The sequence below is a fragment of the Arthrobacter sp. ASL1 genome (assembly GCF_056680475.1).
This window is the reverse complement of the sequence record NZ_CM155284.1, coordinates 382,091-401,794: the sequence shown is the minus strand read 5'-3', so window position 1 is coordinate 401,794 and position 19,704 is coordinate 382,091. Positions and strand designations below refer to the sequence as shown.

21 protein-coding genes are annotated in these 19,704 nt (G+C 63.9%); 14 read left to right on the top strand and 7 right to left on the bottom strand.

Annotated elements, in window-relative coordinates; all coding sequences use genetic code 11:
• The first annotated feature begins 40 nt into the window (after positions 1–40).
• From AC1MEQ_RS01835 to AC1MEQ_RS01810, 6 genes are read left to right on the top strand one after another with little or no spacing between them, the layout of a single operon-like run.
• A complete protein-coding gene (locus tag AC1MEQ_RS01835) occupies positions 41–589 on the top strand; it encodes a TRAP transporter small permease (RefSeq protein WP_479793446.1) in 549 nt (182 codons plus the stop codon).
• Entirely contained in the window at positions 586–1,860 is a 1,275-nt protein-coding gene (locus AC1MEQ_RS01830) for a TRAP transporter large permease (RefSeq protein WP_479793445.1), read from the top strand. The genes AC1MEQ_RS01835 and AC1MEQ_RS01830 overlap by 4 nt, the downstream gene beginning before the upstream one ends.
• Positions 1,857–2,807, top strand: coding sequence for a shikimate dehydrogenase (locus AC1MEQ_RS01825; protein ID WP_479793444.1), 951 nt, complete (start codon positions 1,857–1,859; stop codon positions 2,805–2,807). Before AC1MEQ_RS01830 ends, AC1MEQ_RS01825 begins: the two co-directional genes overlap by 4 nt.
• Positions 2,807–3,823, top strand: coding sequence for a DctP family TRAP transporter solute-binding subunit (locus AC1MEQ_RS01820; RefSeq protein WP_479793442.1), 1,017 nt, complete (start codon positions 2,807–2,809; stop codon positions 3,821–3,823). Before AC1MEQ_RS01825 ends, AC1MEQ_RS01820 begins: the two co-directional genes overlap by 1 nt.
• Positions 3,824–3,832: 9 nt before the next feature.
• Positions 3,833–4,807: a phosphotriesterase family protein gene (locus AC1MEQ_RS01815; protein WP_479793440.1), complete on the top strand. Its 975-nt coding sequence runs from the start codon at positions 3,833–3,835 to the stop codon at positions 4,805–4,807.
• A gap of 46 nt (positions 4,808–4,853) precedes the next feature.
• Positions 4,854–5,501, top strand: a complete 648-nt coding sequence (locus tag AC1MEQ_RS01810; RefSeq protein ID WP_479793438.1) for a TetR/AcrR family transcriptional regulator — start codon at positions 4,854–4,856, stop codon at positions 5,499–5,501.
• Between the two features lie 266 nt (positions 5,502–5,767).
• Here the strand turns inward: AC1MEQ_RS01810 and AC1MEQ_RS01805 are convergent, their stop codons facing one another.
• Positions 5,768–6,241: a ribosomal maturation YjgA family protein gene (locus AC1MEQ_RS01805; RefSeq protein ID WP_479793436.1), complete on the bottom strand. Its 474-nt coding sequence runs from the start codon at positions 6,239–6,241 to the stop codon at positions 5,768–5,770.
• Between the two features lie 60 nt (positions 6,242–6,301).
• Between AC1MEQ_RS01805 and AC1MEQ_RS01800 the strand changes: the two genes are divergently transcribed.
• Together AC1MEQ_RS01800 and AC1MEQ_RS01795 are read left to right on the top strand one after the other, a co-directional pair.
• Complete coding sequence (locus tag AC1MEQ_RS01800) at positions 6,302–7,768, top strand: protein adenylyltransferase SelO (protein ID WP_479793434.1); 1,467 nt, start codon at positions 6,302–6,304, stop codon at positions 7,766–7,768.
• Positions 7,769–7,874: 106 nt separating this feature from the next.
• Positions 7,875–8,738 carry a thioesterase family protein gene (locus tag AC1MEQ_RS01795; protein ID WP_479793432.1) on the top strand — a complete coding sequence of 288 codons (864 nt, stop codon included), beginning with the start codon at positions 7,875–7,877 and terminating at the stop codon, positions 8,736–8,738.
• 187 nt (positions 8,739–8,925) lie between these two features.
• Here AC1MEQ_RS01795 and AC1MEQ_RS01790 read toward each other — a convergent pair whose 3' ends face one another.
• Positions 8,926–11,724, bottom strand: coding sequence for an AAA family ATPase (locus AC1MEQ_RS01790; protein WP_479793430.1), 2,799 nt, complete (start codon positions 11,722–11,724; stop codon positions 8,926–8,928).
• Between the two features lie 178 nt (positions 11,725–11,902).
• Positions 11,903–12,508, bottom strand: coding sequence for a uridine kinase (locus AC1MEQ_RS01785; RefSeq protein ID WP_479796007.1), 606 nt, complete (start codon positions 12,506–12,508; stop codon positions 11,903–11,905).
• Positions 12,509–12,545: 37 nt separating this feature from the next.
• Between AC1MEQ_RS01785 and AC1MEQ_RS01780 the strand changes: the two genes are divergently transcribed.
• The 3 genes from AC1MEQ_RS01780 (at position 12,546) to AC1MEQ_RS01770 (ending at position 14,053) form a co-directional block, all read left to right on the top strand.
• Positions 12,546–13,301, top strand: coding sequence for a lipoate--protein ligase family protein (locus tag AC1MEQ_RS01780; RefSeq protein WP_479793428.1), 756 nt, complete (start codon positions 12,546–12,548; stop codon positions 13,299–13,301).
• A 153-nt stretch (positions 13,302–13,454) separates the two neighbouring features.
• Positions 13,455–13,889 carry a hypothetical protein gene (locus tag AC1MEQ_RS01775; protein ID WP_479793426.1) on the top strand — a complete coding sequence of 145 codons (435 nt, stop codon included), beginning with the start codon at positions 13,455–13,457 and terminating at the stop codon, positions 13,887–13,889.
• Positions 13,889–14,053, top strand: a complete 165-nt coding sequence (locus AC1MEQ_RS01770; protein ID WP_479793424.1) for a hypothetical protein — start codon at positions 13,889–13,891, stop codon at positions 14,051–14,053. The genes AC1MEQ_RS01775 and AC1MEQ_RS01770 overlap by 1 nt, the downstream gene beginning before the upstream one ends.
• A gap of 72 nt (positions 14,054–14,125) precedes the next feature.
• On the opposite strand, the gene AC1MEQ_RS01765 is transcribed toward AC1MEQ_RS01770, so the two are convergent.
• The 3 genes from AC1MEQ_RS01765 to AC1MEQ_RS01755 form a co-directional block, all read right to left on the bottom strand.
• Positions 14,126–14,755, bottom strand: coding sequence for an MBL fold metallo-hydrolase (locus AC1MEQ_RS01765; RefSeq protein ID WP_479793422.1), 630 nt, complete (start codon positions 14,753–14,755; stop codon positions 14,126–14,128).
• Complete coding sequence (locus AC1MEQ_RS01760) at positions 14,755–15,840, bottom strand: S-(hydroxymethyl)mycothiol dehydrogenase (protein WP_479793420.1); 1,086 nt, start codon at positions 15,838–15,840, stop codon at positions 14,755–14,757. The genes AC1MEQ_RS01765 and AC1MEQ_RS01760 overlap by 1 nt, the downstream gene beginning before the upstream one ends.
• Positions 15,841–15,942: 102 nt before the next feature.
• The gene (locus AC1MEQ_RS01755; protein ID WP_479793418.1) at positions 15,943–16,212 is read right to left on the bottom strand and encodes a mycoredoxin; all 270 of its coding nucleotides are present in this window, start codon (positions 16,210–16,212) and stop codon (positions 15,943–15,945) included.
• A gap of 35 nt (positions 16,213–16,247) precedes the next feature.
• Here AC1MEQ_RS01755 and AC1MEQ_RS01750 point away from each other — a divergent pair, with 35 nt between their 5' ends.
• The 3 genes from AC1MEQ_RS01750 to AC1MEQ_RS01740 are packed head-to-tail and all read left to right on the top strand — an operon-like array spanning position 16,248 to position 17,880.
• The gene (locus tag AC1MEQ_RS01750) at positions 16,248–17,012 is read left to right on the top strand and encodes an SOS response-associated peptidase (RefSeq protein WP_479793416.1); all 765 of its coding nucleotides are present in this window, start codon (positions 16,248–16,250) and stop codon (positions 17,010–17,012) included.
• A gap of 9 nt (positions 17,013–17,021) precedes the next feature.
• A complete protein-coding gene (locus tag AC1MEQ_RS01745) occupies positions 17,022–17,462 on the top strand; it encodes a helix-turn-helix transcriptional regulator (protein WP_479793414.1) in 441 nt (146 codons plus the stop codon).
• A 10-nt stretch (positions 17,463–17,472) separates the two neighbouring features.
• A complete protein-coding gene (locus AC1MEQ_RS01740; protein WP_479793412.1) occupies positions 17,473–17,880 on the top strand; it encodes a VOC family protein in 408 nt (135 codons plus the stop codon).
• Between the two features lie 62 nt (positions 17,881–17,942).
• Here the strand turns inward: AC1MEQ_RS01740 and AC1MEQ_RS01735 are convergent, their stop codons facing one another.
• Complete coding sequence (locus AC1MEQ_RS01735; protein ID WP_479793410.1) at positions 17,943–19,487, bottom strand: outer membrane protein assembly factor BamB family protein; 1,545 nt, start codon at positions 19,485–19,487, stop codon at positions 17,943–17,945.
• Positions 19,488–19,704 lie beyond the last annotated feature (217 nt).

Below are 19,704 nucleotides of genomic sequence, written 5' to 3'. Positions count from 1 at the left end.
TCGGTTCCGTAAGCGACCACAGTGAGGACAAAGGCGTCTCGTGACTCCAGATAAACAAGCCCAGAGGTCCGGCCCGCTGCGCCGGGTCGCCCGCATCATCACCGGCATCGAGGTCGTGATTGGCTCCATTGCCGTCATGATGATTCTTGTCCTGGTGTTCTACCAGGCATTGCAGCGATACCTGACATTCGAGAGCTTCGCGTGGACCGGTGAGCTGGCAACCTTCGCCCTGCTGTGGGCGACCTTTGCCGCGATGGGCGTGCTCGTCACCACCCGGGGGCATATCGCCCTCGAACTCGCCGACTCGATCCGCAGCCCCATGGTGGTGCGCATCATCCAGGTGTTCGCGCTCCTGGTCGTCGCTGCGACCGGAGTCGGCCTCAGCATCGCAGCGTGGGCACTGGTCGAGACACAAGGCAGCTTGAAGTCACCCGTCCTGCGCATCCCCATGTCGTGGGTCTACATTCCGGTGCTCATTGGAACGGCCAGCACCGCGATCCGCTCGATCATCTCAGCCATCGACATCGCCCTTCACGGCCCCGTGGCCGCGGATGTCGAGGACGACCAACCGGAGGCGACAGCACTATGACCCTTCTCCTTCTCGCCCTCGCGATCGCCCTGCTGCTGTTGCTGCGGGTGCCGGTACCTTTCGCCTTCCTTGGGCCGTCGCTGATCTACATGGCCCTCGAAGGCCAGTCGAGCGGCATGGCCCTTCGCACCGTCACCAACGCCGCGAGCAGCTTCCCGCTGCTCGCCGTGCCCCTGTTTATCTTCCTCGGGGCCCTCGCCAACCACGCCGGCATCGCCGACCGCCTGTTCCGCTTCGCACAAGCCGGGCTGGCCAACATCCGCGGCAACCTCGGTTACGTTGCCGTCGGCACCAGCGTCGGCTTCTCCTGGATGAGCGGCTCCGCCGTCGCCGACGCGGCAGCACTCGGGAAGGTCCAGATTCCCGCCATGGTCCGCGCCGGCTACGGGCGTCGTTTCGCTACCGGTGTCTCGGCGACCTCGGCCCTCATCGCGCCGGTCATGCCCCCGAGCATCCCCGCGGTGATCTACGCAGGCCTCGCCGCCGTCTCGACCGGAGCATTGTTCGCCGCATCCGTCATTCCCGCGCTGTTCATGGCGGCCGGCCTGTGCCTGGTGGTCTGGGTGCTCGTACGGCGCATGCCCAACGTACGGAAGGGCGGGTTCGACCGTGCCGAGTTCGTCGCCTCGACGCAGGGCGTCATCCTGCCGCTCCTTGCCCCGGTCATCATCCTCGGCGGCATCCTCGGTGGCTTCTTCACCCCGACCGAAGCTGCGGCCGTCGGCGTCGCCTACATTGCGCTCGTCGGCGTCTTGCAGCGGTCGTTGAGCCTGAAGAGTTTCATCAAGGCACTCACCGAGACGGTGACCACGACCGCCTCGATCATGATCATCGTCGCGTCGGCATCGCTGCTCGGGTACATTCTCGCCCGCGAGCGGCTCCCGCAGATGCTCACCGAGCTAGTCTTCGCGATCACCGACAGCCCGACGGTCTTCCTCATTCTCGTCACCGTGCTGATGCTGATACTGGGCACCGTGATCGACGCGACGGCGATCCTGGTGCTGACCGTGCCGATCATCCTGCCGATCGGAAACCAAATCGGCGTCGATCCGATCATGCTTGGCGTGCTCATGATCCTGTCCCTCATGATCGGTCTGCTCACGCCTCCGGTGGGCACCGTCCTCTTCGTCACAGCAGCGGTGTCCAAGACCCGTATCGGTGAAGTGTTCCGTGGATCGCTGCCGTTCCTTGTCCCGATGCTGGTGATCTGCGCGCTCATTATCGCCTTCCCGGGAGCGGTTATGTGGCTGCCGGGGGTGCTGGGCCTATGACACACGAGTCTGCAGCGAAGGCAGCTACGAGCCGCCGTCCTACTGTGCTCATCGGCCTGATCGGCCAGGGCGTTGGCCCGTCGCTCAGCCCACCCATGCACGAAGCCGAAGGCGCACGGCACGGGATGCACTACATTTACCGCACCATCGACATCAGCCCCGCCGAGGCGACCACGGAGTCCCTGCAAACGCTTCTCAATGCGGCTCGTAGACTTGGCTTCAACGGACTGAACATCACGCATCCGGTCAAGCAGGCGGTCATCCCACTGCTCGATGAACTCAGCGACAGCGCGAGGTCGGTTGGGGCCGTGAACACGGTCGTCTTCTCAGAGGCCGGCACCATCGGGCACAACACCGACGTCTCCGGCTTCGGCGCTGCCATCAAAGAGGCCTTCGGAACCGCACGGCTTGGACGCGTGGTGCTGTTTGGCACGGGCGGTGCGGGGTCGGCTGTAGCCACGGCGCTTGCCCAGCAGCCCGTGGAGGAGCTCGTCCTCATCGATCAGGAACGCGAGCGAGCCGAAGTGCTCGCCGAGAAAATCAGGGCGACAACCGCAGCGACCGTGCATGTGGCCGGCATCGAAGAACTCGACGCGTTGATCGGCGACACCGATCTGATCGTGAATGCGACACCGGTCGGGATGGCCGGGCACCCGGGTACCCCCTTCGATGTCGCGCTGCTGCCGGACGGCATACGGGTCGCGGACATCGTGTACCGTCCGGCCGAAACCGCGCTGCTGCGTGGTGCCCGTGCCCGTGGCATCCGCACGATGTCCGGGCTCGGAATGGCCATGCACCAGGCCGCCGATGCATTCGAGATCTTTACCGGAAAACGAGCCGACCGCCGGGCGATGCTCGCCGACCTTGATGACCTGGTCGCCACAGAGGCGACCGAGAACCACGCCACCCAGGCACCGAAAACAGCACCAGAAAGAGGAGAAAAGTGATGAATGCACGACGCACTCGGCGAGCAAAGTGGCTCGCCTTGGTCGCAGCACCGGCAATGATGCTGGTCGCCTGTTCCAGCGGCGGAGATGCTCCGTCCGAAGGCGCCACCCAGAAGCTGACGCTCGCGCACAGCTACAACGTGGACCAGCCGCAGCACCGCTGTGGTGCACAAGTCATCGCCGATGAGGTCGCGGCGGCGGATGTCGGTCTCGAGATAGAGATCTTCCCGTCGAGCCAACTCGGCGGCGACGCCGACCGTATCGCCTCGGTCGCTTCCGGTGACATCGACATCGACATCCAGGGTGCCTCGGCACTGGGAGCGGTTTACGAGCCGATCAGCGTGCTCGACGCAGCCTTCGCCTTCGATGACTCCGATCACCTCGCCGCTTTCATGGCGAGCGACGCCTCCGATACCGTCACCGGGGGATTCGAAGAGGCATCGGGCGTGCACGTGCTTGGCGCGTGGTCGGCCGGCGCACGCCAGTTCACTGCAAACAAACCGATCCGCACCCCCGAGGACCTCCAAGGCCTGCGCATGCGCTTCCCTGGTTCGCCGCAGTTCCTCATGAATGCGAAGGCCCTCGGTGCGACGGCAACAGAGGTTGCCTACGAGGAGCTCTACCTTGCCCTGCAGCAGGGAACGGTCGATGGACAGGAGAACCCGATCACCAACATCGTGGCGTCCAACCTGAAGGAAGTACAGGACTACGTCAGTCTGAGCTCGCACCAGCTGAACACCAACCTCGTCATCATGGGTCCGGTGTGGAACGAGCTGAATCCCGAGCAGCAGAAGGCACTTGCTGCAGCGACCGAGAAAGCCGTCACCAAGGTGACGGACTGCGTCGCCGAGGACGAAAAGGCCATCCTCGACGAGTGGCGCGCCGGCGATGACTGGAAGGTCATCGACGATGTCGACCGCGAGGCCTTCAGCAAGAAGGCCGAAAAGTACTTCAAGAACAATCTGAAGGGCGATTCGCTCGAGGTTTACGAGGCCATCCGCTCCACTTCGAAGTGAGCTGAGGGCATGGTGCGTTTGGTACCGACGTTCACGGGAGAGGTGAACGGAGATGCGCTCGGGGTGACCCTCATCCACGAGCACATCTTCGTCACCGATCCCGAACTCGATGTCAACATGCCACATCCGGAATGGAATGAGGCGGCCTGTATTGAGCACGCGGTGCAGATCCTCACCGACCTGCATGCGCGGGGCGTGCGCACCGTGGTCGACTTGACCGTCGTGGGGCTCGGCCGTGATGTGCGCCGGGTCGCCGAGGTCGCGGCCCGGGTTCCGGTACAGATCATTGCCTCGACAGGATGCTACGCCGCGGAAGTACTCCCGGCGTTCTTCAAGCTCAATGGGCCGGGGCTTGTGGTCGATGGCCCCGACCCACTCGTCGACCTGTTCGTCGGTGACATCCAGCAGGGGATCGCCGGCACCTCCGTGCGGGCGGGAATGATCAAGGTGGCCTCGGACGCCGCGGGGATCACCCCCGATGTTCGGCGGATCTTCGCGGCTGCAGCAGCGGCCCACCGGAGCACCGAGGTTCCGATCACCACGCACTCGCACGCCGCCTCCAGGAGCGGCATCGCGCAGCAGGACGCCCTGGAGGCGTTGGGCGTACCACTTGACCGCGTGGTGATCGGGCACAGCGGCGATTCCACGGATATCTCCTACCTGCGTGGCCTCGCCGACCGGGGCTCGTATCTGGGATTCGACCGCTTCGGCATGGAGCATGTGGGCCGTGATGCCGATCGTGAACGGATGCTGCTCAAGCTGCTCGATGCCGGTTACGCTGACCGGATCGTGCTGTCGCACGACGCCGCGGTGTTCAGCCGCATGACTCCGCCGTCGTGGCGGTCCGCACAAACCCCCGATTGGAAGATGTCCCACCTGTTCGAGAACGTCCTGCCCCGGCTGCGGGCTGCAGGTGCCGACGATGCCACCCTCCGGCAGCTGATGGTGGTGAATCCGCGGCGAGTACTCGAGGGTGGGGCATGATGTGTGTATAGAGGATCATCCGGCAAGCCAGAGGAGAGGAGAAGCAATGACTGACAGCGTGGCCCTGCCGGTCGCACGAAAGCGCGACGCCGAGCGGACGCGCGCAGAGCTGCTCGAAGTCGCCACCGAGGCTTTCGCCGAGTCCGGTTACGCGGGCACTCGGGTCGATGAAATCGCCGAGCGCACTCAGACGACGAAGCGGATGATCTACTACTACTTCGGCGGCAAGGAGCAGCTGTACCTTGCGGTGCTCGAGAACGCCTATCGCGGCATCCGCGAGACGGAGCAGTCTATCCATGCCGGTGACCTGCCCCCGATCGAGGCGCTTCGCCAGATCGCAGAGCTTACTTACGATCACCACCTGAACCACAGTGCGTTCATCCGACTCGTATCGATCGAGAACATCCACCACGGTGAGTTCATCAAGCGCCTCGATGGCCTGCGCACGCTGAACCAGCCTGCCGTGGATGTGCTCGAGACGGCGCTGGAACGTGGACGAGCCGATGGGACCTTGCGGGCAGATGTCGATGCTCTCGATGTGCACCTGCTGATCAGCTCGTACTGCTTCTTCCAGGTCGCCAATCAGCACACTTTTGGCTACCTGTTTGACCGCGACCTGCTGGCTCCTGAGCGCCGCAACCATCTCCGCGCGATGATCGGAGATGTGGTCGTTGCCTGGTTGACGGCCGCATGAATTTGCGTCGCTGCATGCGACGAACGCCGGAGCGAGTCCAACAAGGGCGTCGGCGGTTCGCCGATGAGGGCACTACTGCCGCCGCGGTCATAACCGGTCGCCGTGAGCACGACCGCAGTCGCGGCGGGGAGACGGCCGTGTGCCACAGGAGAAATTCGAGCTCCCGGCATCGGCCACAAGCGCCACCAGATTGCCGCGTTGATCCGACGACGTCCCCTTGGTTCGCCAGGTACACACAATTGCGGAGCGGTGTCCGGCTTCGTTCGTTACCGGTCCACTGGGGCGAGTGCTCCGTCGTCGGGGTCGTCCGAGGCTCGATCGCGTCGGCTCCCACTTGCGAGGACAGCGGGCCACAGGGTGAGCCGGTCTAGGGCGAGTGCCATTGCGCTTCCGGCCGCATATCCCAGCAAGTCCCAGATCACGAACGTTCTCCCCAACACCAGGCGGGCTGGTGGGAAGGCCTCCGCGAGTTCGCGGGGGACAGGTGTCAACTGCAGCACCTCAACGAGACAGCTGATGGCCAATGCCACCACCGCCACCGTTCGGGGACGCCAGCGCGGAGCAACGAACGCCACCACCATGTACACCAGGACCGAATACAGGGCACCGCCTGCGGCGTCGCCGATCCACCCGCCGATCAGGAAGCGGGCGGCCAGCCCCACCGGAACCACCACGACGGCGGCAACCACCAGCGCGAATCGCCGTCTGGCGCGAAACGGGTCCGAGCCGGGTCGTTGCATCCGGGCAGTCTACCGCCCGCGGAGACGACACCCGGAGCGGGCCCGGCGTATGGTCGAAGGATGAGCGCTGCACTCCAGGGAACGGCCGTACTTGGCGGCCACTTTGCCCATGACCTTCCCGAACTTTCCATTGCCTGGCAGGCCGAGCCGCCCGTGGACCCGCGATTGCTGGTGTTGAACGCGCCACTGGTGTCCGAGCTGGGTTTGGACCCGGACTTCTTGCGCAGTCCAGAGGGCATCGGATTGCTGGCGGGCACGACCCTGCCCGACGGGGCTACGCCCGTAGCGCAGGGGTATGCCGGGCACCAGTTCGGTTCCTACTCGCCACGGCTGGGGGATGGCCGGGCCCTGCTGTTGGGGGAACTGGCGGGCCCGGGCGGCACCCTGCACGACCTGCACCTCAAGGGCTCCGGCCGTACACCCTTTGCCCGCGGTGGCGACGGCAAGGCCGCAGTCGGACCCATGCTGCGCGAATACCTCGTCAGCGAGGCCATGCACGCCCTGGGCGTACCCACCACCCGGTCCCTCGCCGTGCTGGCCACCGGCGGCATGGTCCGGCGCGACGAGATGCTGCCGGGCGCGGTCCTGGCGAGGGTGGCGGCCAGCCATCTGCGGGTGGGTTCCTTCCAGTATGCCCGGGCGATGGGCGACGAGGATCTGCTGCGCCGCCTGGCCGACCACGCCATCGAGCGGCTGCACCCGGACGCCGCAGCGGCCGGACACCCCTATGTGGCCCTGTTCGACGCCGTCGTTGCAGCCCAGGCACGGTTGGTCGCCCAATGGATGCTGGTCGGCTTCGTCCACGGCGTCATGAACACGGACAATATGACCATCTCCGGTGAAACGATCGACTACGGGCCCTGCGCGTTCATGGACGACTTCGACCCCGCAGCGCTCTACAGCTCGATCGACGCCGAGGGTCGGTATGCCTACCGCAACCAGCCGGTCATCGCCGAGTGGAACCTGGCGAGGCTGGCCGAAGCCCTGCTGCCGCTGCTGCACGACGACGAGGACCAGGCCGTCGAGGTAGCCATGGGCTCCCTGCGGACCTTCCGCGACCAGTACAGTGCCGCGTGGTCCGCCGGGATGCGCGGGAAGTTGGGGTTGGCTCCGGCCGACGGCGAGGACGATGCGGCCACGGCCGTCGTGGACGGTGTCATCGCCCTGCTGCAACAGCACGGCGTCGATTACACGTCCTTCTTCCGGTGCCTCGGTGCGGCGGCGCGCGGAGACAGCGAACCCGTGCGCAGCATGTTCGCTGACGCCGCGGCATACGATGCCTGGGCCGGCACCTGGCTGCCCCTGGGCCCGGACGCGGAGGCGATGGACCGGGCAAACCCCGCCTACGTCCCGCGCAACCACCTGGTGGAGGAGGCACTGTCGGCCGCAACGGCCGGGGACATGGACCCGTTCATGGAGCTGCTCGAAGCGGTCACCGACCCGTACCGCGAACGTCCCGGCCTGGAGCGCTACGCCGCGGGTCCGCCCGAGGACTTCGGCCCCTACCGGACCTTCTGCGGCACCTGAGCCTCGGTCGCCCCCGCGGGCGGTAGTACCGGTGCGGGGGCCGGCCGGATTGCCGATAGTCTGGAAAATCCGGCGACCACCGGCGCCGTGCTGAAAGGATGGATCCATGACCGCAACCTCCACCGGAAACGGGGCAGCCCCCGAGGCCTCCGCAGACCACCTCGAGCAGCTCCCGGACGGCTCGCGTCCCTCCTCTTTCTACGTTCCCCTGGGCGGGGGCAAGTACCGCTCCACCATCCACACCCAGGGCGCGTGGAATGCCCACGAGCAGCACATGGCCCCGGCCACCGGCCTGCTGGCCCACGAGCTCGAGAAATTCCAGCCGCGCGAGGACATGCGCATGGCCCGAGTCAGCCTGGACATCCTCGGCGTCATCCATGGCGGCGACCTCGAGATCACCACGCGCATGGTCAGGCCCGGAAAGACGATCGAACTCATTGAGGCCGAGATGGTGTGCCAGGGCCGCACCGCCGTCGTCGGCCGTGCCTGGCGGCTGAAGACCCACGACTCCACCGCCGTCGCGGGCCTCGAGGACCCGATCGTGACCCACCCGGAGGACCTGCCCGCGTGGGACGGCATGGACATGTGGCCCGGCGGCTACATCGAGCAGCTCGAATTCCGTGTCGAACCGGGCCTGCGCCTGGGCCGCGGCATGGTGTGGATGCGCAACCCGAACGCCATGGTCGACGGCGAGTCCTCCGGTGACATGGTCCGCCTGCTGGGCATGGTCGACACCGCCAACGGGGTGGCACCACGCGTGGCCCCCGGCCCCGAGTCCTGGATGTTCCCCAACGTGGACCTGCAGATCCACATGCATCGTCGCCCCACCGGCGAATGGCTGGGGATCTCCTCGCAGCAGACCTATGGAACCGACGGCATCGGCCTGACCTCCGCCGTGCTGCACGACGTCGAGGGCCCCTTCGGGCGCAGCGAGCAGATCCTCACGGTGCGCCCGATGCCCAACCGGTAGGCCCGTAGAAATGCTGAAGCGATAGGACTTTTTACAAGCTCTATGTTGGACAGAGCCTGGCCATTTCTTCCGTCAACTTCCGAGACGAGAGCTAGCGAATCCCGGAGTAGTTCTCCGTCGGATATACGTAATTTGAGTGGATTCGAAAGTATCGCTTGCGACCCGCAACACCGTGCGGCCGACAGCCCTACGTATTCTGAGCGGCCTTACGTTTGTTGAAACCTTTCAACCAATCGCGCGCATTTTGTAATCTGTCTGCCATATCCGTCGGGGTTGGGAGTGAAGTTTGATTACCTGCTGCCGTGGAATGCACGTAGTAAGAGTTCACGTCCATGCCATCATCCACCGCAGCCACATCTTCTTGCGTGACTGCCACGAGATTGGAAAGCATGCCAGTTCGGACAGCCGGCTGATTACGTGCGACAACTCCACCTATCATTATTTCCTCTATGGCAAGTTCCCATGCATTTCGCATGTTGGTCGCGAAGTTTACACAGTCATCGGCGTACGCCCTTAGATCCTCTTCAGGACCCTTGTGGTGTTTGCGCGCGACCGGTACGACTTCATGTTCTATTTTGGCAAGTAGGTTCTTGAACCCTTGGGTTGGAGTCCCAGTTCCAGCGACTTGAATCCCCGCTCCCATCTCTGGGTGTCGGGTAATTTCGATATAGGTAGCTTCCACTTTTGATGGGTTGGCAACTTTGGCCTGAATTTGACGCCGAGTATCTTTCTCTACGCCTTCGTGCCAAAGTGCACCAACGAAAGACATGTTGTGGGTGAAAACGATGACCTGTCTGTGATGAGCCTCTTCGGCCAGTCGGATTGCGATCCTGGTCTGGAAATCATGGTCAAGGCTGTTCATCGGGTCATCGAATATTATTGCTGAACCATCGTCGCTGCTGCTGACGTCTGCGAGAAAGGCTGCGACGGAAACTGCCCGCAATTCTCCTTCGCTAAGTACCCCATTCGCTTTTTCATTGGCATCGGTTGCCCCGTCTATCGTGAAAGCAATATTGGTGATGCCCTTCCTGACGGACGGAATCATCTTGACGCGTAGACGCGCCTCGCTCGCAGGCGCGTTCTCTGACAGGTTCTCTATCATGCGGAGATTGTCATAAAAGTCACCTGCAATTCGCTCAACATAACTTGATGTTAGGGAACGGGACTTTTCGGAGAGTTTCCGAGTGGCTGTCTCAGTCAGGACCTTGTTCAAGACGCGGATGTAAACAAGTCTATTGTGATGATCTTGGAGGCCTGCAACTGAGGCGAAAACCCTTGACCTCTCGTCCAGTTCCTGCTGCCGCGCCACTTTGTTGGATATTTCTGACCCGTCTTCAGATTCAGCCTGGATGGACTGAGTAGTCTTTTCAAAAGAGTCTGCGATGGCAGCACAGATGGCGGCAACCTCAACCATCTGCTCAGCAATGGAAGTCTTATCGGTCATCCCAGCCGGGGCAACGTCACCAGCCTCAAACGGAGCGGTCAAATTCTCTAAAAGCGCTCCAGATTCGGGTATTCCCGTGGGAGAAGTTCCAATCAGATCTCTGACCAAGGTCACGTTCCCGCGGAATCTTGAGATTTTGTTGGGATGATCGGTCTCCAAGAGCAACAGCATGTCGGCGTTTATGTTGTCTTCAGATACGGCTGCTCGAATACCCGCGACCATAGCGGTTGCTTGTTCAGTTAAACGCTGCTTCTCAGCGCTAAGATCCTTTGCCATTGCATCTTTGAATCGGCGAAATCGCTCGTGAGCCTCTGGGCTAAGGGTCTGATGGCAGAGGGGGCAATATTGGCTATCGTCATCGGGAAACCCAGGGCCAAGGCCCGCCTCGTTGTTAGCGAAGTCCTTTACGGCGCTCCACATCGACTTCCATCGCGGGCTTAGGACGCCAGGAACAGGTTCGGTAGCAAAGTCATTGGGAAATTCCACGGCCTGTTCGATCTCAATATCTCGTAGGCGCGACCAACTAGCACTGAGAACTCTCACCTGCTCGGGAGTGACCATTTCAGAGAGAACTCGAATTCGGCGACCCTGATTTCGGTAATTTGTGTTTTCAAGTCGGGCTTGACGTTCCCGTGACGTTTTACTGTTGTTTCTAAGATTTGCAATTTCGCCCGGGAGCGTCGCGAGTTCCTGCTTTTCTTCGTCTGTTAAGGCACCCAGAAGAGTGACCGCTTGCACCCCTCCAGTTGTGCCAAGTCTATCCAAAGCGCCTCGAACGGCAGTCGTCACTGCATCAAGACAAATAGTGGGAATCGTCTGCCCGTTGAGAGCGGCAATTCTTCTCTTTGCATCCTCAGATACCGCCTCATAGGTGCTTACTAGGCTCGTAATGAGTTCCAAGCCAGCGGGCGTAAAGGACAATTCCGTCGGATTCTTGCCCACATGGACGGATGCGGTTTGGCTGTCGTAAACTGCGACACGCGACAAATCGTTATTGTTGCTGGCCTCCTGCGGATTCCACTCATGATCGAGTTCCGATCCGCCAACTCGATACCAAATCTTGGCTTGAGACTCTAGCTTTGTAGATTGGTAGACATCGCCCTTGATGGGGTCTTTTGCCTTGGCATGACAACAGCTTTTGAGTATGCGTGTGTACCCGCTCTTTCCTACACCGTTCAAGCCGAACACAATATTCAGGCCACTGGGATTCACCATCAGATCGGCACCGGGTCGCAGGCGGTTGACGCCTTGGATATGTCGAACTTTGGATACCGTGACCGGGGGAGCAGCTGCAGAACTGCTCGGTACATGTATTTCCGAAAAGGGCACTATGTCTGGGTTGTTAAATGTCGTCTCTTGGCTTGTGCGTTCATTGAGCGCGCTCTCGCCTTTGAGATTGGTTTCGTAGGCAATGTCAGTCAGCTCGACGATGTCCGTGCTTGAGAGCACTGACGTAGTTGTATGTCGCCGAAGGGCGTCCCGCTGCCAAGGTTTCAGCGTCTTTGAAAAAGTGATCAGTTCAGCATGAATACTCTCTGTCATTCCGGCCCCCAGCTAGATTCGTTTTTCTCATGCTACTGATGAATACAAATGCAATTGATCCATGACGATTTACAATCCCAAAGTGGCTCAAATTGGGATGGGGGACTCCGAGGCTGTGATGAGCCGAAATCGGGAGTACCGATACGTAAAGGTGCGGGGCAGAAACTGAGGGGAACAGTCAGGCCGCCGCGAGCAGTCCGCGGATCCTGGCCTTCGGCGTCGGGACGAACCCGGCGTCGATGTACCGCCGGCGCAGCTGGCCCTCGGCGCGGTAGAGCGCCCAGCCGCGGCGCAGCAGGAACGGGACCGGCTTGCGGCGTTCCCTGACATCGCGCACGAACCGGCGCACCGCCGTCGTGATCGGGGAGACGTCGATGTAGTAGGCGCGCACGTCCAGGCCGGCCGCCAGCAACGGGGCGCGGATCTCGTCCACGAAGATCCCCTCCGCGACGGCCGGGCCGCCGGCGAGCTGCACGCTCTTGTGGCCCGAGTAGCTCGAGGTGGAGATCGAGTAGTCGGGGACCTGCATGGCCCCGGTGCGCAGCAGGGCCAGCACGGCGTCGGCGGCGGCGTCGCAGTTCCAGGTGCCCGGGTGGTCCCAATCGACCTCGCCGTACCCGGTGCGCGGCAGCGGCGTGGCGGGGGAGTCCTCGGCGAGTTCACGGTAGAAGTTGTCCAGTTCGATGTGGGGTCGACCGTACCGCTCGGCGAGGTAGGACTTCCCGGAACCGGAGGAGCCGCCGAGGAGGATGAGCGTCATGGTTCGTTCAGGCACGGCCCCCATTATTCCGCGCGGCATGCCCACATCTAGAATCGAGGGCATGAGTGCCTGGAACCCCGCAACAGATCAGCCGCTGACCGTCTGGCGTTCCGGGCCCACCGGTGACCCCGGGGAGGACCTGCTCGAGGGCATCCGCCTGCTCGAACGCGTCCGCGACGGCGGTGGCGGGGCCACCTTGCGCCTCTACAGGCCGGAACCGACGGTGGCGTTCGGCCAACGTGACATCCGCCTTCCCGGGTACGACGCCGCCACCTCCTCCGCACGTGAACTCGGCTTTGCGCCGGTGGTGCGCAAGGCCGGCGGCCGGGCCGCGGCCTACCACCGCGGCACGCTGATCGTCGACCACGTCGAGCCCGCCGGACAGGCCATGAGTGGCCACCAGGAACGCTTCCGGGTCCTGGGGGAGCTGTATGCCAAAGCCCTTGGCTCGCTGGGCATTGACGCCGCAGTCGGGGAGATCCCCGGCGAATACTGCCCGGGGGAGTTCAGCGTCCACGGCACACCCGGCCCATCGTCGGTGGCGACGTCCCCGGTGAAGCTCGTCGGCACCGCCCAGCGGGTCGTCGCCGGTGCCTGGTTGTTCGCCAGTGTCTTCGTCGTGGAGGATTCCACCCCGCTGCGCCGCGTGCTCGAGGCGGTCTACCGGGACATGGCGTTGCCGTTGGACCCCTCGACCGCCGGGTCCGCCGAGGACCTGGTCCCGGGCGTCACGGTGGCCGATGTGGAACGTGCCCTGCTGGCGGCCTACGCCCGGCACACCGAACTGCTCGACCACGGGGTCGTCGGACGGCCGTAGACCGGCCCCGGGCCCACTGCACCCCCACAGGCCCCCTCCGCCGGGCGTTGTGCACAGCCGCGCACTCGCACGATCCGATGGACGCCACGGTGTCGATGCTGGTGTGCATGGCAACGGCCCCGACGGGGTGGCCGATGCCGACGAGGAGGCATCATGTGCACCACCTGCAGCACCATGGCCCGGGGGCTGGAACCGGGAGCGGCACCGCCGCCGGGGGAATGGTTCATTGAACATGCGATCGGTCGGCGCGGGATCCCGGTCGCCTACACGGTCGGGTTGACCGGACTGGACCAGCCCGAGCTGATCATCCGCGAGATGGCCTATGCGGAAGCACACGGAATCCTCCATGCGCTGGTGGGCCGGCTCTCGGAATGGCCGGCGCGGCTGCATCCGGGAACCACCACGGGCCCCGGCGGCCGGGAACTGCTCTTGCGGCGCTATGCCTACAGCATCGAACTCACGCAGGCGATCGTGCGCTATGAGGGGATCATCGGTGTCCTGCAGGTCGTCCCGGCGCCCACGGCCCGGTCAAGTGCACTTCGGCCGTCCGGAGTGCTCGACCTGGCCCGAGGCAAGGCGGGTGCCTGATGTGCGAGATCGGCGACGGGATGACTGCGCAGGAGTCCATGCGGCGGAATGACCGGCAGTTCGCGCGCGCCGGCTGGATCCTGACGCATGTCGAGTCGGAGGACCCCGAACGCTTGTCGTACAGCATGGGGCTCTCCACAGCCCGGCACCCGGAGCACCACTGAAAATGGTGGTGGCGGACCCCGAAGGACCCGCCACCACCACTGTCGACCTGCCGGGCGGTCAGCCGGTATCGGCTATTCGCCCCTGTCGATCCATTCCTGCAGGTGCGGGGCCTCAGCCCCGATGCTCGTGGACTCCCCGTGGCCGGTGTTCACCACCGTGTCCAGCGGCAGCACGAACAGCCGGTCGCGGATCGAGTCGATGATCGTCTCGAAGCTCGAATAGCTGCGGCCGGTGGCACCCGGGCCACCCTTGAACAACGTGTCGCCGGAGAACAACGTGCTGTGTTCCTGTGCGTGGAAACAGGTTGAACCGGGGGAGTGGCCCGGGGTGTGGAGGGCCCGGAGCGTCGTCCCGGCGATCTCGAACGTGTCCCCGTCATGGATCTCGGCATCCGGCGTCGTCCCCGGGAAGACGTCCTCCCAGAGCATCTGGTCCTCCGGATTCAGGTGGATCGGGGCACGAACGGCGTCGGCGAAATCACGCGCGTACCGGATGTGGTCGTCGTGGCCATGCGTGAGCAGGATGGCCTTGACCGACCGTCCGCCCACGGCCTCGACGATGGCCTGCGGCTTGTGGGCCGGGTCGATCACGATGACCTCGGACTCGTCGCCGAGGATCCACACGTTGTTGTCCACGTCCCAGGTCCCGCCGTCGAGGCTGAACGTACCGGAGGTGACCAGGTTCTGGATTTGCGCGGGCATCAGAGTTCCACCACCGAACGCAGCACCGTGCCGTCGTGCATCTTGTCGAACGCCGCTTCGACGTCCCCCAGGCCGATGCGCTCGGTGACGAACGCATCCAGGTCCAGCCGCCCGAGCTTGTACTGCTCGACCAGCATCGGGAAGTCACGCGAGGGCAGGCAATCGCCGTACCAGGAGGACTTCAGCGACCCGCCGCGGCCGAACACATCCAGCAACGGCAATTCCAGCTGCATGTCCGGTGTCGGCACGCCCACCAGCACCACGCGTCCGGCCAGATCGCGGGCGTAGAAGGCCTGCTTGTAGGTTTCCGGCCGGCCGACCGCCTCGATGACCACGTCGGCACCGAAGCCGCCGGTCAGTTCGCGGATGGCCTCCACGGGGTCCTGTTCCTTGGAGTTGATCCCGTGAGTGGCTCCGAGCTTCTTGGCCAGCTCCACCTTTGCCGGGTCGATGTCCACGGCGATGATCGTCGTCGCCCCGGCCAGCTGGGCACCGGCGATGGCCGCGATGCCCACGCCGCCACAACCGATGACGGCCACGGATTCACCGCGCTTGACCTCCCCGGTGTTGATGGCAGCCCCGATGCCGGCCATGATGCCGCAGCCCAGCAGGCCCACGGCTGCCGCGTCGACGTCCTCGTCGACCTTGGTGCACTGGCCGGCGGCAACCAGCGTCTTCTCCGCAAAGGCACCGATGCCCAGAGCCGGGGACAGCTCCGTGCCGTCCTCGAGCGTCATCTTCTGGGTGGCATTGGCCGTATCGAAGCAGTACTGCGGCTGGCCCTTGGCGCAGGCACGGCACTCGCCGCAGACAGCGCGCCAGTTGAGCACCACCCGGTCTCCGACGGCGACGTTGGAGACGCCTTCGCCGATCTGGCTGACGACGCCGGTGGCCTCGTGGCCGAGCAGGTAGGGGTATTCATCGCCGATGCCGCCGAGCTTGTAGTGCAGGTCGGTGTGGCAGACCCCGCACGTCAGGATGTCCACGACAGCCTCGCCCGGGCCGGCATCGGGGATGACGATCGTCTCGATTTCGACCGGCGCGTCCTTGGCCTTGACGACGACGGCCTTGACCTTCTGTGGCATGTGGTTTCCATCCTCTCGGCCGCCGATCACGGCCCGTTTCGGTAAAGAAAAAGGTGCCCGTGCGGCATAGCCGCGGGCACCTTTCATCCTGTCATAGAGCCGTCAGAGACGCTCGCGGACCTGCTCAATACGGGGATTCGTTACGGCCGAGCCATCCGCGAAAAGCAGCGTCGGCACCGTCTGGTTGCCGCCGTTGACCGATTCGACGATCTCGGCGGTACCCTCCACGTCTTCGATGTTGACCTCGCGATAGGTGATGCCATCGGCATCCATGGCCTTCTTCAGGTTCCGGCAATAGCCGCACCAGGAGGTCGTGAACATGGTGACGGCACCGGCTTCAGGGACGTATTCAGCGGTCTTCAGATCAGTCATATCCAGCACAACCAGCGCTGTGAGACCCTTATTCCATGTGTGGCAGATATGTGATGGCGCGGGCCATCGGTGACCTGGTGGCCGACGCGGAAGCGGAGGCCGATGCGGCCCTGGAACTACGCCAATCCTGGAACGTCGCCCCGACCACGGACGTCCCGGTCGTGCTGGAGCGGCTCGTCGATGACGAAGTGGCCCGGCAGATCCACGTGGCCAAGTGGGGCTTGGTGCCGATCTGGGCCAAGGACCCGTCAGTCGGCGTACGGGCCTTCAACGCCCGCAGCGAAACCGTCCTGGAAAAACCCACCTTCCGCTCGGCCGTCAAGGCCCGCCGATGCGCCGTCCCTGCGGAGGGATACTACGAATGGAAGAAGACCGGAACCGGCAAGACCGGCACCAAACGCCCGTTCTTCGTGCACCCGGAAGATGACTCCCTGATCTACTTCGCCGGCATCTACGAATGGTGGAAGGACGGCTCCAAGGCAGAGGACGACGCCGGACGCTGGCTGCTCAGCTGCAGCATCCTCACGATGGCCTCACCCGAGCCCACGGGGGAGTCCGAGGTGCTCGACGGCCTGCACCACCTGCACGACCGGCTGCCCATCCCTCTCGACCGCGCGTCGTTGGCCGAGTGGTTGAACCCCGGCGACAAGGAAGCCGGCGCCCTCGTCGAACAGATCCGCGCCGAGGCCTATGCCGTCGCGGGGCATTGGACCCTGCGCGAGGTGGCCTCGGCCGTGGGCAACGTCAGGAACGACGGCCCCGAGCTGACCGAGCCCCTCTCCGGGCTCCTCGCGGAGTAGCCGGCTGCCATGGACGCCCACGAGCTGGAGGAATTCACGCACCTGCGTCGTGCCCGGGACCTGATCGACCGCGACTTCGCCAGCCCCCTGGACGTGCCGACCATGGCATCCCGGGCCCTGATGTCGCCGGCCCACTTCTCCCGGCGGTTCAAGGCCGCCTACGGTGAGACGCCCTACGCCTACCTCATGACCCGCCGCATCGAACGGGCCATGGCACTGCTGCGCGGCGGGGTGAGCGTCACCGATGCCTGCATGGCCGTGGGCTGTACGTCGCTGGGGTCGTTCAGCTCGAGCTTCACTCAGATCGCCGGTGAGACCCCGACGCAGTACCGGGCGAGGGACCATGCGGCCATCGAGGCGATGCCCGGCTGCATCGCCCGGATCAACGCCCGGCCGTCGTCGGTCAAACCGAGCAGGATTCGAGAAGTGCGCCCGGCCGCCGAAGCCTAATCTTGGTGGCATGAACATTTCACTCAAGTACTGCCACGTCACCGTCCACGACGTGGACGAAGCCATCCCGTTCTACCGTGACGCCCTCGGCCTTGCGGTCCTCAACGACGTCGCCGGCGGCGGGCACCGGTGGGTCACCCTCGGATCCGACTCACAACCGAGCGCGGAAATCGTCCTGTCCAACCCGCATGCCGGGCGCTCCGAGCAGGACGGCAACGCCATGCAGGAACTGCTCGCCAAGGGTGTGCTCCCCATGACCGTTTTCACCACGGACGACGTCGATGCCCTCTTCGAGCGCGTTCGGGCCACGGGCGCCGAGGTACTCCAAGAACCGATCGACCAGCCGTGGGGTCCCCGTGACTGCGCTTTCCGCGATCCGTCGGGGAACATGGTGCGCGTCAACCAGGCCGCTTCCTGAGCGCGGCGAACCGGTCTATCGCCGACGGGGCACCGATTCCGGGGACCGCCGGCGAAGTCGCGTCACGACTTCTGGCCGCTGGGCAGTTTGAAGCCCACGAGGCGTCCTTCTTCCGCGACCAGGGTGATGCCCTGATCCGTGTTGTCGACGTCGATGACCGCTCCCACTGTGTAGCCTTTGGCCTGTTTGCCGTTGGCAGTGCAGGATGACAGGATCTTCCCTCCAGCCCCTGTGGACGGCGATTCCTCGTCGCGATCGATCGGCAGGTTGTAGTGGACCCTGCTGGAGCAGAAGAACGTTTCGCCAGCTGCGGCCTTCCGGGAATCGCCGCTGGAGGCGTCGATGACGACGTTGCCGACCGACGTGCCAGTGAGGACATAATCTCCTCGTCCGGCCGTTGGCCTGAGGAGTTCGTCGGTCTGGGCCAGCTTCACGGTTTTGGACTTCCAGGCGGCTTTTCCTGTGAGCGGGTCGTACCCGACGAGCCGGGCTTTGCCCTCGCGGTAAGTGTTCTTGCCGGGGACATGCACGCTTCCCGAGAGGAATTCGCATCGGACCGGGTACGCCTTCCCGTCGTGGAAGCGGGTTCCCGATGTACCCATATGGGAGCGGCACCACGGATGGGCGCCTCCTGCCTTCCACAGGACCTTTCCGGTCGTCGCCTGGATCCCGACCAGCACCTGGTCCGTTGCATCGATGTTGTAGGAGTCGAGCTCATCGAAGTCCTCGTCGCTCAAGTCGGGGCGTGGGCGAATGCCCACGGCACCAATGAAGAGGTTCTTCTTCTCCAGGTAGTCGAACGACCAACCCCAGCCGGTGCTGACGCCCGCCCCGAAGACTGAAGTCATGTTCTTCTGCCAGAGGATCTTGCCCTTGTCGGCGCGTGCAAGCCGTTGCGGATCGCCCCCTCTCACCACGAGGCCACCGGATCCGATTGGCTGGGCCTGCTCGCCGAGCGGGCTTGCTTCCTTGCCGTGCTTGACCTGTCCGGTGACCAGATCGACGTGCACGAGTTCCGTGATGTCGCCGGAAAGCCGCCACCGCCGGTAGCAGAGATCGGTTCCATCGTCGCATTCGTCGGGTCGGGAGGTGGCAAGTTCCGGGCTCTTTCCGCGGTAAACCTCCTTGCCTGTCTTCAGGTCGACGGCGACGGGAACCGTCCAGTTGTAGGTCCCGTAGTCCTCATCGGGAATATGCCCACGCTGGAGGAAGACGGCACGGACGTGCCCCTTGTTGTCTTCGGTGACAGCCGGGCCATTGACGATGCCGGCGCTAACGTAGCCCGGGTGGTAGTCCTTGCGCCACAGTTCCTTGCCGTTCTTGACGTTCAGGGCCACCAGTTCCATGAGCTGGCCCCCGCCGGTGATGACCAGGGCAACGCCGTCTTGCAGCACGGGTTGTCCGATGGGTTCCAGCTTCTTGGTCCAGACAGGCTTGATCTTCTCGGTACTGCGCGGGGCGATGGATTCGGCCTCAGCGGCTTTCGCTTTTTGGGTGTCCGAGGAAGCGGTGGTCTCTGGTGGTTGTGGTGCAGTCGTGCAGGCTGTGGTGAGGACCAGCGGAAGCAGTGCGAGTGAGACGAGGCCGGCGGCTATGCGTTTTCCCATGTCTCGACGCTAACGAGGCGCCGATGGCCAGAACAGGGATCCGCTGGAATGTGGATAACTTCGGTTCGGGGACGGGGAAGTGTGTTTCCTGCCATCGCAGACCAAGGGTGGCCGGAGTCATGCGCATGCATCGTGCCCGGTCAGCTGCCTGTTTTTCTGCCCAGATCCCAAAGTGTCGTACAGACTTCCTAATCTGATCTTGCTTAGAACATAGATT

Bases quoted from the DNA above. Each gene is read 5' to 3' on its own strand.
- AC1MEQ_RS01830 (WP_479793445.1), top strand. From the start codon at position 586: ATGACCCTTCTCCTTCTCGCCCTCGCGATCGCCCTGCTGCTGTTGCTG.
- AC1MEQ_RS01825 (WP_479793444.1), top strand. From the start codon at position 1,857: ATGACACACGAGTCTGCAGCGAAGGCAGCTACGAGCCGCCGTCCTACT.
- AC1MEQ_RS01820 (WP_479793442.1), top strand. From the start codon at position 2,807: ATGAATGCACGACGCACTCGGCGAGCAAAGTGGCTCGCCTTGGTCGCA.
- AC1MEQ_RS01815 (WP_479793440.1), top strand. From the start codon at position 3,833: ATGGTGCGTTTGGTACCGACGTTCACGGGAGAGGTGAACGGAGATGCG.
- AC1MEQ_RS01810 (WP_479793438.1), top strand. From the start codon at position 4,854: ATGACTGACAGCGTGGCCCTGCCGGTCGCACGAAAGCGCGACGCCGAG.
- AC1MEQ_RS01805 (WP_479793436.1), bottom strand. From the start codon at position 6,241: ATGCAACGACCCGGCTCGGACCCGTTTCGCGCCAGACGGCGATTCGCG.
- AC1MEQ_RS01800 (WP_479793434.1), top strand. From the start codon at position 6,302: ATGAGCGCTGCACTCCAGGGAACGGCCGTACTTGGCGGCCACTTTGCC.
- AC1MEQ_RS01795 (WP_479793432.1), top strand. From the start codon at position 7,875: ATGACCGCAACCTCCACCGGAAACGGGGCAGCCCCCGAGGCCTCCGCA.
- AC1MEQ_RS01790 (WP_479793430.1), bottom strand. From the start codon at position 11,724: ATGACAGAGAGTATTCATGCTGAACTGATCACTTTTTCAAAGACGCTG.
- AC1MEQ_RS01785 (WP_479796007.1), bottom strand. From the start codon at position 12,508: ATGGGGGCCGTGCCTGAACGAACCATGACGCTCATCCTCCTCGGCGGC.
- AC1MEQ_RS01780 (WP_479793428.1), top strand. From the start codon at position 12,546: ATGAGTGCCTGGAACCCCGCAACAGATCAGCCGCTGACCGTCTGGCGT.
- AC1MEQ_RS01775 (WP_479793426.1), top strand. From the start codon at position 13,455: ATGTGCACCACCTGCAGCACCATGGCCCGGGGGCTGGAACCGGGAGCG.
- AC1MEQ_RS01770 (WP_479793424.1), top strand. From the start codon at position 13,889: ATGTGCGAGATCGGCGACGGGATGACTGCGCAGGAGTCCATGCGGCGG.
- AC1MEQ_RS01765 (WP_479793422.1), bottom strand. From the start codon at position 14,755: ATGCCCGCGCAAATCCAGAACCTGGTCACCTCCGGTACGTTCAGCCTC.
- AC1MEQ_RS01760 (WP_479793420.1), bottom strand. From the start codon at position 15,840: ATGCCACAGAAGGTCAAGGCCGTCGTCGTCAAGGCCAAGGACGCGCCG.
- AC1MEQ_RS01755 (WP_479793418.1), bottom strand. From the start codon at position 16,212: ATGACTGATCTGAAGACCGCTGAATACGTCCCTGAAGCCGGTGCCGTC.
- AC1MEQ_RS01750 (WP_479793416.1), top strand. From the start codon at position 16,248: ATGTGTGGCAGATATGTGATGGCGCGGGCCATCGGTGACCTGGTGGCC.
- AC1MEQ_RS01745 (WP_479793414.1), top strand. From the start codon at position 17,022: ATGGACGCCCACGAGCTGGAGGAATTCACGCACCTGCGTCGTGCCCGG.
- AC1MEQ_RS01740 (WP_479793412.1), top strand. From the start codon at position 17,473: ATGAACATTTCACTCAAGTACTGCCACGTCACCGTCCACGACGTGGAC.
- AC1MEQ_RS01735 (WP_479793410.1), bottom strand. From the start codon at position 19,487: ATGGGAAAACGCATAGCCGCCGGCCTCGTCTCACTCGCACTGCTTCCG.